13 protein-coding genes are annotated in these 17,111 nt (G+C 36.5%); all 13 read right to left on the bottom strand.

What is annotated here, in order from left to right; all coding sequences use genetic code 11:
• Positions 1-61: 61 nt before the first annotated feature.
• Positions 62-382, bottom strand: coding sequence for a hypothetical protein (locus H4J62_RS08605; protein ID WP_182216358.1), 321 nt, complete (start codon positions 380-382; stop codon positions 62-64).
• 12 nt (positions 383-394) lie between these two features.
• On the bottom strand, positions 395-1,147 hold the full coding sequence (locus H4J62_RS08600; RefSeq protein WP_220465926.1) for a nucleotide pyrophosphohydrolase: 753 nt from the start codon (positions 1,145-1,147) through the stop codon (positions 395-397).
• A 154-nt stretch (positions 1,148-1,301) separates the two neighbouring features.
• Positions 1,302-1,784 (bottom strand): hypothetical protein, encoded by a 483-nt coding sequence (locus H4J62_RS08595; RefSeq protein WP_182216356.1) that lies wholly within the window; start codon positions 1,782-1,784, stop codon positions 1,302-1,304.
• Positions 1,785-1,838: 54 nt separating this feature from the next.
• The gene (locus tag H4J62_RS08590) at positions 1,839-2,294 is read right to left on the bottom strand and encodes a hypothetical protein (RefSeq protein WP_182216355.1); all 456 of its coding nucleotides are present in this window, start codon (positions 2,292-2,294) and stop codon (positions 1,839-1,841) included.
• A gap of 260 nt (positions 2,295-2,554) precedes the next feature.
• A complete protein-coding gene (locus tag H4J62_RS20750) occupies positions 2,555-2,851 on the bottom strand; it encodes an Arm DNA-binding domain-containing protein (RefSeq protein ID WP_182216431.1) in 297 nt (98 codons plus the stop codon).
• A gap of 380 nt (positions 2,852-3,231) precedes the next feature.
• On the bottom strand, positions 3,232-4,365 hold the full coding sequence (csm6, locus tag H4J62_RS08580; RefSeq protein WP_182231331.1) for a CRISPR-associated ring nuclease Csm6: 1,134 nt from the start codon (positions 4,363-4,365) through the stop codon (positions 3,232-3,234).
• A 102-nt stretch (positions 4,366-4,467) separates the two neighbouring features.
• Positions 4,468-6,051 carry a DUF4145 domain-containing protein gene (locus H4J62_RS08575; protein WP_182231330.1) on the bottom strand — a complete coding sequence of 528 codons (1,584 nt, stop codon included), beginning with the start codon at positions 6,049-6,051 and terminating at the stop codon, positions 4,468-4,470.
• Positions 6,052-6,145: 94 nt separating this feature from the next.
• Positions 6,146-7,897, bottom strand: coding sequence for a hypothetical protein (locus tag H4J62_RS08570; protein WP_182218340.1), 1,752 nt, complete (start codon positions 7,895-7,897; stop codon positions 6,146-6,148).
• On the bottom strand, positions 7,897-10,257 hold the full coding sequence (locus tag H4J62_RS08565) for an AAA family ATPase (RefSeq protein WP_182218341.1): 2,361 nt from the start codon (positions 10,255-10,257) through the stop codon (positions 7,897-7,899). The genes H4J62_RS08570 and H4J62_RS08565 overlap by 1 nt, the downstream gene beginning before the upstream one ends.
• A complete protein-coding gene (locus H4J62_RS08560) occupies positions 10,250-11,722 on the bottom strand; it encodes a hypothetical protein (RefSeq protein WP_182218343.1) in 1,473 nt (490 codons plus the stop codon). The genes H4J62_RS08565 and H4J62_RS08560 overlap by 8 nt, the downstream gene beginning before the upstream one ends.
• Positions 11,706-15,017: a DEAD/DEAH box helicase gene (locus tag H4J62_RS08555; RefSeq protein ID WP_182218345.1), complete on the bottom strand. Its 3,312-nt coding sequence runs from the start codon at positions 15,015-15,017 to the stop codon at positions 11,706-11,708. The genes H4J62_RS08560 and H4J62_RS08555 overlap by 17 nt, the downstream gene beginning before the upstream one ends.
• 8 nt (positions 15,018-15,025) lie before the next feature.
• On the bottom strand, positions 15,026-16,429 hold the full coding sequence (locus tag H4J62_RS08550; protein ID WP_182218346.1) for a protein kinase domain-containing protein: 1,404 nt from the start codon (positions 16,427-16,429) through the stop codon (positions 15,026-15,028).
• Positions 16,416-17,111 (bottom strand): PP2C family serine/threonine-protein phosphatase, encoded by a 696-nt coding sequence (locus H4J62_RS08545; protein WP_182218348.1) that lies wholly within the window; start codon positions 17,109-17,111, stop codon positions 16,416-16,418. The genes H4J62_RS08550 and H4J62_RS08545 overlap by 14 nt, the downstream gene beginning before the upstream one ends.

The following is a 17,111-nucleotide window of genomic DNA, read 5'->3' as shown; positions in this document are numbered from 1 at the left end:
TATGTTCATTGTAAACACCAGCTAAGACATCTTTTGTCTCACGATGGAGTTGAGCATGAAATTAGTGAGTCTCAGTGCTCACTTCCAAGAATGATACGAATTTGGTTATATCGTTGAGCACTAAACCAAGCTCATCTTTTTGGATGTCGTCTGCTTTATCAAATGAGGCTAAAGTTGCTTCTAAAAGGGCATTAGTAAGTTCTTGAGTGAGACACAATTCTCGCTCAGATAGTTGAGATAAAGACTGTTCGGTCAGTTTTTGAATTACTTCTTTGATTTCAGCAAATAGAGCCTTATCTTCCCACATATCAGGAGTAAGCCAAAGGCTTAGCATGTAAATGACCTTTGCATTCCCTGTATAATGAGTCACATCACTTTTCATATAAATGTCACCTTACTTCAACTTACTGTTGTTTTTATGTCGAGTAGTATCACGATTGGTCTTTTTATCCATATTTTTAGCAAAGGCTTCATCTAAGTTAATACCAAGCTGATTTGCTAAACACACGACAATAAACAGCACATCGGATAACTCGTCAGCAATGGCGGTTTTAATGCACTCTGGTTTTTCACCTTTCTTAAAGCTTTGTTCCCCATACTCACGACCTATTAAACGAGCTACTTCTCCCACTTCTTCAATTAGGTTTGATAAGTTAGTTAACTCGCTAAAGTAACGGACACCCAAGGTATTAATCCATTCATCAACTTCTTCCTGTACCACTGATAATGATGATTGCTTATCAATTGAGACTTGTGATGGCTTACAGTTCTCAGTGACTAGAATGTCATCTAGAGTTAATTCAGCATGCTGCTTTAAATAAATTTGATCTTCGTGCCCTGTTAGCAATTGTTCAAAACGATGTGCAAGGTATTCAAAGCACTGATTTGGAGAACCCTCACAATTAAATGTATCAACGACAACATCATCTTGATTAATCACTGATGCTTTATAAAGGCAATGCTGATGATTCATTGAAGATAGTGCTACTGGCTTCATAGTGCAGTTGGAAATGGCTAAAGTGTACTTGCCAGAAAAACTGTTAAGAACACCAGTAGTAGCCAGCAAAATATTAGCTTCTTTTTGGTACTCAGGTTTAATGCGGTGTATAAAGTAATCTTCAGATACTTGATTATTGACTGTATTCATAAGTGCCTTATTCGTAGTTATAAACTAATTTGAAATCATTATACTCACCACTAAGTCATTTTTTGTCTTAGCCTTCTAATTCCTCTATATCTCTCCAAACTAATTAACTCACGACAAATTAACGGCAATCTATTTTCTAACTCATATAGCCTTACTAAGTCGCCCCAATAACATATATCGTAATCAGTTTTTTTTTACCTGAAAAAGTTTCATTAATAAATTTATATAAATGGAACTTATATTCACTGTAAGAGCCAAGTGTCTTATATTCAGCAGGTAAACGAGACTTCAAGACAATGATATCTTTATTCAAATCAATCAAATTTACATATTTATGTTTATTATTAACTTTAAGATCTAAGTCAAATCTCAATTGGCTCAACCTTCTAGGTAAGTCATGTTTGATTTCGTAGCACTCAACTGCTGCCATCCATGTAAGGTATTCAAATCCCTCCTGTTTGCCTTCAGTTAGCTCTTGTTCTAACAAGTATTCCCCACTAAAGACATTCAGGTGCTGAACAATGACTTTGTATAAGTGCTTCTCATAATCTTCGGTACTGTTAATTTGCTTATCTTCGGCTCTAGCCTTAAAAAAACTCAGCATTTCTGCTCTCGCTACATCATTTGAAATTTGCATAGTGCTCACCTTTTTTTAGTAAATGAGTTTTTAAATACTGCTATTTGTAAACATTCAGAACATTGAATAAAAATGTGCTGAAAATAAGGTATGCGGAACAAAGTAAAGGATATAACTTAGCAAAACATGTGACGGTCTGTTTTGAATACTCAAAGCAAGTTTATGCATTTCAGCTTCTGATAACTCTTTCCAACTGTATACCTCTGCGATATCAAGTTCGCGTATCTCTTCGGCTCTGTCTTCCCACATTTCATACCACTCTTTCATGCTGAAATATAAAAAAGTCACAAAACTAATAATCACTCCTGATATTTCACTTTCTAATGGAGTTAATGCAAATATAATTAGCCCTATTACCAAGCAGCCATAGCAATAGAAAAAATTAGCAACCCAATGTAACATTGGCGCAAGCTGTAAGTTTGCCTGTGGTATTTTATTGCTACGTCTCTCCATTGCCCCTAGACGTTCCAACGCTTTAACTGTGTAAATTGTTTGAATAACTTTATTCATGCGACTCTCCTGCTTAACCATTAATAACAAATAATTCGATGTGATATGTGACAAATACATAAACATGTCGAATTGATGAGGTCATTATAAGAAGTAGTGGGACATATATTGTCTTAGGTACACAAGTTCATGCTTGGACACAAAAGTAGTGATAGGAAGGTATGAATAATATTCAAAAACACATAACTCAAACAGATATCTGCGGCAAGGATAAGATTACTGTGTGTCCATGAATTAATTAATGATCTAAAATTGTACTGTCAAAACCAATCAATACATTCCTCTAACGTTGCGTTTCGAGTTTCTTTAGAGCGTTTTTTTTGAACAGCTGGGTTAAGACCATCATTTAACAATTGTCGTAACTCTGGTATCTTCTCACCCGCTTGTTTCAATGAAATATCAGGATAACGTCCCGATGCAATACGAGATGGTTTATCATGGTAATGGTAACTATATTGAAAAGTAATGGTACAGAACTCCGAAACACGTACACTTAAACTATCACGGTCAGCTATATCGAAACGTTTGGATTGTTTTTTATTTAATAAAGATTTAATTTTGAATCACTTAGTGCCATTTTTATTACCTTGTAATTTTTATCATGGGTACACAAATGGGACACTTTTATTTATAACGGTAGAAAACACGATGATATCCAATGTTACACAACAACACATACAACAGAGTTAAATAGTTGATTTATATGAACAACAAAGAACGTAACGTTACACAGAGTGACACTATGAACCAGCCAACGATCCTCTGGCACGATTATGAAACCCTATTGAATTTAAAGGGCTAGAGACAAGCGTGATTATTTTGTGTACGCTTTGAGGTACACAATAAATTATTGATGCCGCATCTATCGTAAGATAAAGCACCTTTCAGGCTGAATCATCAAAGGGAATTAGCTTACACCAAAGCAAAAATCATCTATTCATTTAAAATTAATTTCTATATCATCAATAACAGCAGCAATATAGTACTTTTGGTCATGGCCATCTTTGTCTGAAGCTATGTCTATCTTTTTAACTAACTCTAAGGGTAGTGCCTTTCTAAGCTTTTTATTGATAGCTGAACGATTTTGTTGGACAAAGGCTCTTTCCATTGCACTTAAACCTTGTAGATCACCATCACGGAAATCTTCAGGCTCAATATTAAATGCTTTAAACACTCTAATGTCGGTACCTACCTTGCAGCATTCATTTAGAAACCCGAGAGAAGCATCGGTATTATCTTCGAATTTTCGATCAACAATAAGTCCATTATTATTTTTTTGTGTTAATTTAAGCAGCCATATATAAAATGAAAACTCTTTCGCTGTAAGCTTAATATCAACCCCTGAAACGGAAATTGTTTTGGCCTTCTGATATAGATCCAAAACTAATGACTTACTATGTGTAGAATTTATGGTCGCAACAGTTTGACTAAAGGATGCTTCTCCCATAGACGTTATCAATTGTGGATCTACCGATTGTCGCATTCTTACAAAAGGAATTTCGGCTAAAGTTATTTTAGCTTGGCTTGTATCTAACTTACATTTACCAAATTTACCTGTGATCCAATTAGTTGTTTTGGTCGGATAATAAAAATCTTTTACAAATTCAAATTCATCGTTTACAAATACATGACTTAAGGTGTCTTGCGGGCGACCTAACAATGACATGGCATAACCTAAATAAAATGCCATAGTTTTACGACCACCAGCAATAGATGCATGTATTGCTACCTCTTCTTGATTGGTTAATTCAAATACTTTATGGGTAATAAAATCAGCCATATAGGTTTGATCTTCAATTGTTTTGGCATCATCGATTGGATTACCATCTTCATCTTCAATAAGCCAAATATGTGATTCATCAAACTTGAAGTCCGGTAGGCCGTGTTCTTGTTGTAATCCAGCTAAATGTCCATTATCAAATAGGCCTTCCATCAACATTGCTTTGGTACTTGTTGTGGTAATAACAAACATTTCGTCTGGAAAAGTTTTTCCTTCGGTGTGAAGTGCGTATAAGGTTTCGGTTACAACTTGTGGGCTAGCGCCAGTGATTGCGAGTAAAATGTTTTTCATCAAGCATCCGTTTGATAATTTTGTATAACATACTACTGCATTTCATAAATAATTGTATCTATAAAGTTGTAATATTTTGATCTAATTCATTGTTTAAGTTATTTATTTTCGGGCTGACTTTTTAGCCTTTTTTTGCTTTTTACGATCAACATGTCCATGATTACGATTGACAGATACTATACTATTATCACGTAATAAAGCACGCCCATTGGGTGACTTGATAAACTGTAAAGCTTCTATACAGCCGTCTTTCGCTGACTCTCTGAGTAAATTTTTGATGCCATGTGGCGATTTTGCTTTTCCATTTTTACGTAACTTTCTCCAGATCAGCATTGCTAAATCAAACTGAATTTTAGCTTTACCTATAACCGTTTGATTGATACGTAATGCATTGGTTGACATCGTTAATGCTATTTCAATGTACTCATGCTGATCTTTTAGCAAATTAAATAAAATCTCTTCGTAATATATAAATTGCGGAATACCTTTATAGTTTTCAACCATCTTCTTTAAGCCAAACTCCGCATTTGGCTTTTTCCCCCAATACCCAAAATATGTGCAGTAACCTTCAAAATATGAAATTCCAGGAGAACGACGTGACTGTGCACTAATAAATGCGCTTCGGGCTTTCTTCTTTAAAAGCTCATTATCAACATCTAATTGCCACAGGAATAACTTGTATTCGAAATCTAAAGTGAATGATCTTATTTCAGAGGATTCAACTCCTATGTTTAACCAAAGTAAATATTTTCCAGGTTCTTTCTGATAATACTTTTCTTGTAATAATCGAATTGCTTGGTGGTGATGTTTATGACCTGCTTGCTCGATAAAATCACAACCTCGGTTATATTGGTTATGATTAATTAAATAAATACCAAACTGATACTTTGCCTCACCTTGATCATCATTTATCAATGCCTGCTTGAAACACCGATCAATAGTTTGACCATTAGGTAACGGAAGGTGATTGTCTTTATACACAAGAGCATACATCAACCATATATCAGGATGCCCCTGTTGATGAGCCTTATCTAGCCAGTAACATAAATCATGCTTTAGCATTTCCATTTGCTGTTTTCTTTTTTTGTTATTAAGCTCTTTTTGATGGGCTAAACTTATAATTGAGGCTAGAGTATGCTCTGCTAATGAAAATGTTGCCTCTTTATTTCCGTTCAGTGATGCATATACATGATCAGCCATTTCTTTTGGCATAGGCTCTTGCCAACTTACTTGAGGCTGATTTTGCTTATTTAACTTAAATGCCAAATATTGTGCAAGTTCAAATATATTTACCATTAAGTGTTTAAGTTTTACTCGACTTAAACTACTGCTACAACTCCATTGTCCAGTTATGTTCTGTGCAATATGAGCACTCCTATTCCCTTCTACGCGGATATGATGTAAATACTCCACAATATATGGTGGAACCTTATTGCTCGCTGAAATTTGTTTTATTTTATCTAATAAGTCACCCTTTACTGGTGGACGTAGTCCTAGTTTTTCTCCTACTTCGTGGCACCATAACTCAATAAACAAGCGTGCTTTTAACAAACAGCATCCATGATCATTTGAATAGAATTGATCGACCTCCTGACTTATTCTATATAACTCAGGATGGCTATTTTGCAAAAACTTGTAGTTATCGATTTGTTCAGTGGGTGTTGATAAGTATGATAATTGGTTCATATACGATCCTATTTAATTGTTATTAACTAGAACCACATCATATTGATATTACAATTTTTTTGACGATAACAAGCTTGTGAAGTATAGATTTTCGCTAAGGTATTGAAAATGCAAACCTACCATCTTTATCTCCCCCATTATTTAATTTAAAGAAAGTGGCTTTGTTTTGGTCATGCACCCACTCTGAATTACATGATCTGTCATTACATTGTCCTTTAAAATAATCACTAGACTTAACTATAAACGAGCGTTTATCTCCTACTTTTCCACAATAAGGGCAGTGACGTACAAAAGTGGCAATCGCGTTTTTTAATTTGATTTTTTCAACAAGTGCTTTATTAGCCTGTTTATTAATAACCTTGGTCTGTTCTTGGGTTAATGGCGTGTATATTGACCTATTATCAGATAATGCATGCTCTATAGGAGTTGGTAATTTACCTTGTAACGGCTCAATAAACACACCTAATAGCCATCTCCATAAACTTTTCACGATAAGTCTTGAAAGTGCTTCTTTAGCGTGAAGGTTTAAAGGTGATAACTCAACGATTGTATCGAAAATTTTCACTGCTCTGATTTGGGGAGAGATAATGAAAGTTTTATCATCATAAGCGCGTGGTAAATCACTTGCTTGTAATGGTTCTGCATTAACTATAATCCGCGCTATATGTTGGTGATTATGACTAAATTCGAAACACCCTTGTTGAGGTCTATCAAACCTAATGCTCAAGTTTGAATGAATATCAATACTTGTCATGTCGGTGTTTGTTTCCCACCCCATATCAGCGAAGATTTGTTTAATAATAGTAGATACGTAATGTGTATAATCTAGCTGTCTTTGCTGCTTCATAGCTAACATTTGTTGAGGGGTAAAACGGTTTTTTGATGACACTTTCGACCACGTTCGCCATATTGCAGCTAAACGACGGTAATTGTCATCATGAGCTAGAATATTAGTGGGTTTTAGCGCAATTCCTACCTGTAAATTTTGAGGTATTGAACGATACAGTACACCATTTTTCATATGAATTAGTTTAGCGCGATATTGCTGAACAATATCCATTTGTTCTTTACTTTTTTGTGCTAATTCGCGCACATCAGCAGCTTCATATGCGCGGCCCCAATCTTTTGTTATTTGAGTAATATAATGATGAATATTATTTTGTGCATCAAGCTCACCAAATTCTGCTATCACATCCAATATTTGTTGAATACGTGCTTGTGCGCTTGCTAAGTATCGAAGTAAGTTATCAATTAACCGGGCATATACTTTATTTTCATAAATAACTATTTCATCTTCACTCACTTGTCCTTTGAGTTTTTTAGGAATAATCCCTGTGAACGTACGTTGCTGCCAACACTCAGAATGAGCGACTAGATGTGCTTGATAGTTTGAGGCATAACGCTTTACACGGCTTGTTGCCATGATTTCAACATCATAACGCATGCTCATCCTGGGACGTTGGTTTATTGTTTGGAATACACCATTACTAAACCCTGACATAATGGCTTGGTCTAAATCGGTCGGCGCGATAAATTCAGCTACCTCTGGTGGTAATAAATGACTAAATTTTACAATTGAATTTTCTTCGTATTTGTCAATAATATGAGCTATCGCATCAAAGGTTATATTTAGTGCTTCTTCATTGTTTACTATATCTTTATCGGTTTGACTACGTTCATCTTGATTAAAAAATATGTCAGTATCATCCTGATGATACGCTCCACTGCCATCATCAAATAGAATGATTTGTTGTGCGCCATCCTTCAGGGCATAAAGCCCTGAAGGTAGTGTCATGTTTTTATCAAATGGTATTAACTCGCCACTTAGGCGTGAAAATAGCTGCATTAAAAAACACCTTCTGCTTTAATCTCGGTTTCAGTCATTAATATGTGTGAAGATTCATCACAGTCATTACCCAGCAGGGTTTCTAAAGCTTTAAGTAACTTGTCCAATTTTGTTTGAGATATATCAAAACGATCCAACACCTTGCCTTTACGTAGTACACGAGTGATAAGAAGATGTTCAAGTGCTTTAATCGCTTCACCACCACATTCGATATAAACAGAAATAAACCGTAGAGCTTGAGTTTCAAATCGATTGCCCCAACCTATGCCAAAATCATTTTCTAATACCTTAGTAAAGTCTGATTCTTTGAGTTTAATTAGTAATTTGTTGACTTCATCTTTATGCTGTGACAAAGCTTCGTCAAAGAGAGTTCTAACCGATTGAATATCAATAGTCGCTTTAGCCACTTTATTGGGTTGCCAATTTTCAGGTTTATCTTGACGTTTAAGTTCCATCATAAATGAACGATCATGAGTCTTGTCAGCAAATTCAAACGTAGTTTCGTCATGATTAGCTGTCCCCATAAACCACGTATTACTTGCCAGTGGTATTTTGCGATCTTCGAAAAAGTATTTAGGTGGACTAGCAACACTTGAGTCCATCAATACTATATTTCGTTCTCCATCACGCATTTCTATGGCGGATAGAAACTCCGCAAAGTATTGTTCAGGGCGAGAAAGGTTCATTTCATCAAGTAAAATTATATTAAACCGACTTTTGTAACTCGGTGTATGAGCTCGATAAAGTCCTTGTAAGCATTCTTTTTCATAATAGCGCTTTTCAAAGGCATTGTAGTGCCCTAGTAAATCATCTCTGTCGCGCCAACCAGCTTGTACTGGAACTGTTGTCACATGTCCTCCAACGGCTTTAGCAAAGGCCTTTACCAAACTGGTTTTACCGGTACCGGATATCCCCTCAAAAACATGCAATTGACTCATGGCAAGGCCAGCTACAAACTTACGAAGATCATTAATGTCGTAATAAAGCGTTACACCTTTTTCAGCGTTAGCAATGCGATCCTGTAGTTCATTAGTAAATTCACTCAAAGATGAGATACCTGTTACCGCTAAAGGCTCTGCAAACTTTCTATCCATTTTGGTGAGTTCACTAAAGACTTGCTGTGACTGTTGCTTGTCGATGAGATCATCTAAGGTTGCTTTAAGGCTATCGATGGATACTTTTAGTGTTTTATTATGCAGTTCCAACACTGTATTTTGTGATTGTAATTCCTGTTTTTCACGGATACTGAGCTGATTTTTTCGTGCTTTTGCTTGCGCCTCATCTAAGTCTTGACGCATATTGTCTAGCGTTTCAGTTTTCTCTTCGGCTATTTCTTTGAAATATTCAAGTTCGTCTTCAAGATCGGTTTCACTGCGCCCTTTAAGTTTTGAACGAGCTTCTTTTAATTCTTGTTCAACGTTATCAAGGTGTTCTAATACATCGCTAGGATTAGAGAATTCACGCATCTTAGCTTCACGTTCTAGATCAGAAAAATCCAATATTTTTTGTTGTAGCTGTTTAACTTTATCGGAATCTCGTTGACGAGATAATTCTAGAGATTCGATTTTATTTGTTAATGTCTGCTGTTCAAATTGAAATTCATTAGTTAAATCAGCACGTAATGCCTGCGCTGTTAATTTTTGTTGACTTAGCTGTTCATTAAATTGATGTTTAGCGGTGCTTAATTCTATTTGATCTCCTTTTAACTCTTGCGCTAGCTTCTCAAAAGAACGTCTTTCAGTGTTTAAATGTTCAACTTCATTAGATAACTTAGATTGCAGTTGAGATTCAAACTCTGTTGCTTGTTGGCGCTGATGGATAATTAAGTCAACGTCATTTTTAATTTTCTGCTGTTCTAACGCACTTATATCTTGTTGTAGTTCGTGAAAGCTATGTTTCATTGTGGCAAGTGATTCTTGGCGCTCACGCACAAATCCAGCTTGTGCATTGGCTTCGCGCTCTATAAGTTGCGCTTCAATGTTGGCACATTCACCTTCGCGATGTAGCAGCGACGTTGACTTTCTCTCTATGGACTGGCGTGATCTCGTTAACGCCTTATCTTCTTGCACAACTTGCTGTTTACGCGTTTCAAGCGCAGTAACGTCCTTTTCAAGCTCTTGCTTTTGACTGATTAATTCCGCTTGGTTCTTTTCATTTTCGGTAATCGATTTGTTAAGCGTTGTTATAAGTTCTGATAGTTGAATATCTTGTTCTGCATTAAGCTTACTTTCAAGATCAGGATCTAATGCTATACCGGCTTTACTAAACAAATCCTTTAAAATACCAATTTGCTTTACTGGCTTACTTTGTACTACTGGTATGCTTACTTTATTTTTAGCTTTGCTTTTGTTTCTAGCCATTGTTCTCTATTCCATTAAATAATTTGGTTAAAAAGGTGTCAATCAAATCTACAGCATTATCAACTGTTGTTATTGATACCTTAGGTGGATTCTTGTGCGCGCAACCATCACGTAAAAACGTTAATGCGTAAAAGCGCTTAAAATATGTTTGATCATCCAGCAGAAATTTTAGTGGATGCTGATGATGATTAGTCATCGATATAAAAATTGCGACCAACTGCGCTCTAAGTGAACTGTTTGTACCTATTGCTGCACTATATATTTTTGATGGCTGAACCTTAGTCGCTTCGTTTAGCATGTTGCCTGACATCGCTGTCGCTTCTGCTATCAAATGTTTAATGATCTCAGTGCCATTTTTAGTCTGTGGTTTGGGTAACTTGTAAGGATTATCTAACACATAATCTTTCAAAATTTGCGTACAAACAACTTCAAGAATCTGACCACAACTAACAATTAATTTTGATTTTGAGCTGTTATGAGGCGATTTTTCATGAGAAATTCTTTCATGGACTTCAAGCATTTCAAAAAGAGCATCAGTTAATCCTGGTATTTTTTTTGCGTTAGGATATTTAACTAACACTGTAAAGTTAGCTTTTTCTGCAAAATTTAAACAAGCTTCTTCATAATCCATTTTCTCATTACCTACATCAAGTGCTGCAAGTGCAAATTGGCCTAACGCTTTATTGGACTTACATCCTTGTTGAAATAATTCTTTCATCCATTTAGCTTTAGTTGAAACGCCAAATGGATCATATAACGTCCATTCAAAGCTAGTTTGAGTATCACCCCAAACGGTTAAATAAGCGGGTGTTACACCTTGCGGTGCGAGCGTTAGTCGGTCAACTTTAGACTGCGGAGGCTGCCATTCATCGTTCTCACGGGTATTTTTGGCAATATAAATAGCCTCTTGAAAATCAATCGCAATTGATTCTAAGTCTTCTTCATTTGGTGGCATTGCTTCAATTTTTCTTGAAGCAATGACAAAAGGTGCTGACACAGAATTACTCGCTCGCTTAAATTTAAATTTAGGTCTGCCCGAGTTGTTTTTTGAATATATTTCTTCAAGATTAAAACACACTCTTGGTAACCATTGTTGGGTAATTGCGCACTGGAATACATAGGCCGTGGTTAAACTATCATTTACCTCGTTATCAAGTATTTTAGTACCGCTTTCTGTCACTTGCCCACTTTCAGTTAACCAACCATTAGGTAAAAGCTGCGCGGTGATAATATAGCTCACCATGTCAGTTTCTAGCCCTAGCCAGTTAGCTATGTCTTCATTTTTTAAATTACGTTTCTCTGAAACATTAAACAGTTGTAAAATTGTTTTTTCAAATATGTTTAGCTCTCTTCCTTTTGGATTATTGGTATACACCTGCCACATATTCACTGGCCATAACAACGACTTGGCATCATAGTCTGGCTGCTTTGTTTGTAAAAGATAAGTATCAGCGAACACAGCCATGCTCTCCTTGACATAATTGATAAAATGCATTGAAACCTGGCAACACTTGTTGCTTTGTTCCATCTTCAAATTCGATTGTTTTCGCTAACTCAGGATTGGCTAGTGATTGGTCGCCGACAACAATTAATAACCGCTTTTGCCTACTCATAGCGACATTGATGCGATTAATAATTCTTAAAAAACCAAGCTGTTTATTAATATCTTCACTATTAAATGAAGTACCTGAACGCCAAGATCTCACTGTAGACAGTAAAACGACATCAAATTCTTTCCCTTGAAAAGCATCCACTGAACCAACACGAAAGCGTTCATCACCATTAGGTAGCTGGTCATAACCTGTAGCAGGTTCATATTCGCCGAAAGTATTTTTCATTATTCCTTTATCTACCATAAGGTCTTGTATCCGATCACGCTGTGCTGAATAAAAGGTAATAATTCCCACTGACAAATCAGGACGTTCTTTTAGAATTTTAGCGGCTTCTTCTGCAACTATAACAGCTTCACATTGACGATATTTTGAACCATTCAAGTCGTTCATTTTCCCCGCTTTTTCCCCAACATCTAACCAAGCCGCTAATTTCCCTTCGTAATTAGGCACATCTAACGGAAAGTCCTTTGCTTTAAGGCCAGGTTTAACTGGTGTTAAACCTGCCGATTCATAAAATTCTTTACTGTGGAATTCACCAAGCACCGGATGCATTCGAAACTGAGTATCTAGCATCACAACTCGCTTTGGCCCACCCTCGTTCTCAAATTTTGTTAAATCATGATATAGCCGCTCAAATAAACTTTGCTTGAGTAATTCATGATCGACGATTTCTATTTCATTTTTGTCTTGCAGTTCTTTCTCAACTTGAGGTTCAAGCATATGTGGTAATTGCTTATGGTCGCCCACCAGCACTATGCGCGTTCTTGCCATTGCCATGGGTATCATTAGATCAAGTGGATTAGCACGCGCTGCCTCGTCAACGATCACGGAATCAAACTTGATATTTTCACTTTGTTCAACTGATTTAAGTGATACCATTTTGTCGCCAGCAGCTTGCTGACAAGTTGCACCGAGTACCGTAACGTATTCTGCAATTGATCGTTCAACTACGGCTGGTTGATTGCGTAATGTATCTATATATTGCTGGCGAAAATATAGTTTCCCTAACGTAGGGTTGGTAGTGATTGTCAGCTCTAGGTCTTCTTGTAACAGTTCTAAATTATCAATCTCTTTTGCTGTCACATAACGTGCACCTAGTATCACATAAGGTAATTTCAAACCTTCTAGTAAACCTTGTTTAACTGATTCGTATTGTGAGGAACTAGCACCATCATTTATTAGCGCTTTTATTTTTTGGGCGTACTTTTGGGTTTCTTCTAATGACTCTAAGGTGTGTAACAAGCTCTTCGCTCGTAACAAGCCATCATCATTAAATGCGATATCTGTTGTTCTTACCCCTCTAACCGTACGATATAGTAATGTTCTTTGTTCTTTAGATAGATTAAGACAAGGTAAGCTTGAAAACCTTTCAGTTAAAGCGTCAACACTGTCTAGAATTGATGCTTTGATATTAAAGCCATAATCAATTTGCCACTCATTAAGTTTTTTTCTTAACGATGATAACAAGAATTTAAGGTCGCTAGGATTAGTGGCAAGACGAATTGATAATACGAGTTCATTGATTGACTCAAATAATTTATATTCTGAAAACTGTTGTAATTCATTGCTAATATCAGGACTTAACCTATCAATACGCTGCTGGGTCCACTGTGATATTCCCGAACCAGAGTTTCTATTTTTTTCGCGTCTGCCAACTTTTAATGCTGGCAACCCAAAGACACCCGACCTGTCGACAACGTTAGTGACAGCATCATGCTGATAGCTACTGAGTAGTATTTGATGTTGAATCGGCGAACCAAATTTATCTCCTTCTTCAGCTATACGTTGTTGTAATGCAGAGATAACTTGTGTTTTACCCGTTCCTGGTGGGCCGATAATTAAAGCAATATCCGGTGTGTTTAACGCTATCTTTAGTGCTTTCTCTTGTTGCCTAGTAGGATCACTCTTAAAACGCGCTTTAGCTTTTTTTGATAATGGCTTAATACGTTTAGGTCTTTGCTGTGGAGGTTGTAATCCTTCGAAAATATGTTTAATTTGTGGCAATGGATTATTGCCTTGGCGGAGTGAATTAAACGCTGACATTTTACGTTCTTGTGCTGTTTTAATACCATTAAGAGATATGAAGATAGCCCCCTTACTCGGTGCCCTTTCTTTGAGAGTTCCTTCTAACACGCCATTAGTAAATTTCAATTCCTTTAACCAATTAGGCTTTCCACCATGTTTCGCTGGTAAATCTAACGACTGATCAACTTCAGTTAAATAGTCTGGTGCAACGTCCGCTACCTGTAATTCTAAGTTCTCGATGTTAAATCGTTCACCTAAATTTTCTAATTCAGCTTTATATTTATTGAGAAAATTCTTAATTGGGACTTCGCCTAAAATAAAACGAAATCTAATTTTTTCATTGGAAATAGATTTACACTCAGTATAAGATAAAAATCCAGCGGATTTGGCTATACGAGACGCTTGTTGCCAATGAGTTTCTGAATACTTAAGCCATAATTGAAAGTAGCTACCATGTTCTTTGGTATGCTGATCAAGCATCAATTGCTGCGTTGGCTCATTAATTCCGTGATTTGAGCTATATTCGACTAACTGGTGTTCACCACAAAACATAGTTAATTTTTCGGTGGGCCTATTTAATGGTATTATGGTGTTGATGTACCACGATTTATCATTCTTAATAATGTTAGCAGCATATTTTTCACCAATAATTTTAAAACTATCTCCTAGCGCCGTTGCATGAAACTCGCATAACATGGCATTTTGTTGTTGATAATTAAAATAGAACGTCTGCTCAAACCACTGTTGTGTTGCCGAAAAGGTAAGTTCGACTCCAGACTCTTTTGCTATGGCGCTAATTGAAGAGGAGTCAAGATTGATTGTCACTTTTTCAGGGCATAGGTTACGCAAGTACATAAACTTTACGGCAACTGCAGAAGCGTTTTTATAACAAATAACGGCAAGCACAACTTGAGGGTCATTGTTATTCACAGCCCTAGCTAATGACAAGTTTGAAAATGTCACTTCTTCAAAATAATCACCTTGTTTAAGGTAAAATAAATCATTCTCTTCGAATATCTCTACGCTCTCGCCTACAAGCCAATTTAATGCAGTTTCTGATGGATTTTCTAATGATAATTCGACAACATCCGATTCTAGTAACTTTGATTCTAATAATCTCATCATTTACCTCACACAAAACGCCAGCGATAACTTTGCATCAACTGAAGATGTGCATCATCTTCTATTGCACTAGGCTGCCATGCTGAAAAATAATAAGGATTCTTTGTCGTACTGTTGCTTAAAGCAATTCTTTTTTCTCGGGTGAACTCTAAATCAGAGTCACCTTTATGAATCAGAACTGTCGCATTATTAATGGGTTGTAAATGAAGCTTATTCTCTTTCCAGTTAATGTTGAGCAAAGAATCGGCTTGGTTCCATAGTTCAGTGCCATATGGCGCTGAACTAAAACTCAGAGTCCCATCTTTGTTAATGATGCGATGATTATTTAGTGAGTGAAATTGAGTGTTGCCATCTTCTTCTTCCACAATAACCTGCTCAAAAACAATAAAGCTACCAGATTCAGCTTCTTGAACGCAAAATGGGCAGCTTTGAGGTTTCTTACTCGTATCATAGAAAAATTGATGACGGCAATGTTGGCAATCCAAAGTTTGGTCGGTTGCTCGTTGCAGAACACTTCGCCATTCAGTCAAAGATGGTCGCAATAATGGGTTTTGTTTACCGTCTTCAAAACAACGTTTAAAAAGCTCAACCATCTGAGCATTCGCAACCATACTTAACGGAATGCCACCAACTGACTCATTAGAGTCATCACTAGAATCGTATATCCAAGGTAATTGTCCTTCAAAAGCTTGTTGCTCAACAATTTCAGGCTCACCATCTTCAACATACAAACCTTTATAAGGATGTTGATGCGTCAATAACTCAAATGCGATGACCGCAAACGACCATGCATCTGTTAGGCAATTAATGTTTTGTTCATTTCTAACCACTTCAGGTGCACCATAACCGGGTGTAAAAAGGTGAGTAGAACCTTCACGTTCATTAAAGCAAATATTGTCACAATCAATAAACCACACTTGTGAATGTGCTACGTTCTTCGACACAAAAATATTCTCAGGAGATAAATCTCCGTAAGCATAACCTCTTGAATGAAGCTCTGATAAAGTTGATGCTATCTCTAATAGCAGCTTAATACGTCTACTAATACTGCCTGTATTTAAATACTGCTCAGTACTTTCATTATCTTGAAGATCATTAAAGCTTTGCTCTAATACATCTTGTAATGAAATGAGACCATCCATTAATTCCATTACATAACCATGTTTTGGCTGGGTAATGGCAATTTTTGGCAATGCCAAATTTAAATCACTAATATTTTGCTGACTAATCCATTGTATTTGTTTTATAGCTTTATCAATTTTAGCTTTGTCTTTAGTGTTAATAATTTTAACTAAAGTGCCAGGGCGATCTGTACTGCACACCATTCCCTGTCCGCCTTCACCAACTTTACCTGTCAGTACATATTCATTGCCCTGACTGTCATAAACAATTTTCTTTCTACTTTTTGTCATTTAAAATTACCATAGCTAAACTTTTATCATCCGTGTGAAAAGGGGTTGGCCAGCTTACAAACATATCTTTTAAATGCTTCTTTACTCGCCTAGGTGACTTATTAGAGGAATAGGTTGCCAGTGCTTCAGTAAATTCGCAGTGCTCAGTAATGTCTTCACTAATACCATCTGTCATCAACAATATCGCCTTATCTTGCGTCGATAAGGCTCCATGACCAGCAGTCCAATCGCCATATTGCTTCGATAAGCCCAACCCTGTAGTTAAATTAGAAAATTCATCAATTGATGTTTTGGTATAGTTTGTTTTTGTAGTACAAATCACCCCATCACCTAATTGAAAAAACCTGAAACGTCCTTGATGATCTCCCCAAGCAATGAGTACAGTGGTAACAGCATCATTTGGTTTTATTGCACGCTGTTTCAGTGTATTAAGCCAATGCTGATAAAATTCAGCGATCACTGTTTTAGAAGGAGCATCAAAATCAGACTTTTTAAGCACTGCTTTAATCGATTGGATTGCGATAATGGAGCCAATATCTGCATGAATTCTCGACCCCATGCCATCACAAACTACGATTGCCCAATATTTATCACTAATGAAATGGCCAATCGCATCTTGGTTCGGTAAATTATCACTAATATGCCCAGGACCAATAACAGAAGTTGAAATAAGCTTTAGCAT

Source organism: Colwellia sp. BRX8-5 (assembly GCF_014077325.1).
Lineage (GTDB): Bacteria > Pseudomonadota > Gammaproteobacteria > Enterobacterales > Alteromonadaceae > Colwellia_A.
This window is presented reverse-complemented; position numbering and strand designations above follow the sequence as displayed.

What these genes read in the sequence shown, in the direction of transcription:
- H4J62_RS08575 (WP_182231330.1), bottom strand. Translation starts at nt 6,051, where the DNA reads ATGAACCAATTATCATACTTATCAACACCCACTGAACAAATCGATAAC.
- H4J62_RS08565 (WP_182218341.1), bottom strand. Translation starts at nt 10,257, where the DNA reads ATGGCTAGAAACAAAAGCAAAGCTAAAAATAAAGTAAGCATACCAGTA.
- H4J62_RS08600 (WP_220465926.1), bottom strand. Translation starts at nt 1,147, where the DNA reads ATGAATACAGTCAATAATCAAGTATCTGAAGATTACTTTATACACCGC.
- csm6 (WP_182231331.1), bottom strand. Translation starts at nt 4,365, where the DNA reads ATGAAAAACATTTTACTCGCAATCACTGGCGCTAGCCCACAAGTTGTA.
- H4J62_RS08605 (WP_182216358.1), bottom strand. Translation starts at nt 382, where the DNA reads ATGAAAAGTGATGTGACTCATTATACAGGGAATGCAAAGGTCATTTAC.
- H4J62_RS08590 (WP_182216355.1), bottom strand. Translation starts at nt 2,294, where the DNA reads ATGAATAAAGTTATTCAAACAATTTACACAGTTAAAGCGTTGGAACGT.
- H4J62_RS08545 (WP_182218348.1), bottom strand. Translation starts at nt 17,111, where the DNA reads ATGCTAAAGCTTATTTCAACTTCTGTTATTGGTCCTGGGCATATTAGT.
- H4J62_RS08550 (WP_182218346.1), bottom strand. Translation starts at nt 16,429, where the DNA reads ATGACAAAAAGTAGAAAGAAAATTGTTTATGACAGTCAGGGCAATGAA.
- H4J62_RS08555 (WP_182218345.1), bottom strand. Translation starts at nt 15,017, where the DNA reads ATGAGATTATTAGAATCAAAGTTACTAGAATCGGATGTTGTCGAATTA.
- H4J62_RS08570 (WP_182218340.1), bottom strand. Translation starts at nt 7,897, where the DNA reads ATGCAGCTATTTTCACGCCTAAGTGGCGAGTTAATACCATTTGATAAA.
- H4J62_RS08595 (WP_182216356.1), bottom strand. Translation starts at nt 1,784, where the DNA reads ATGCAAATTTCAAATGATGTAGCGAGAGCAGAAATGCTGAGTTTTTTT.
- H4J62_RS08560 (WP_182218343.1), bottom strand. Translation starts at nt 11,722, where the DNA reads ATGGCTGTGTTCGCTGATACTTATCTTTTACAAACAAAGCAGCCAGAC.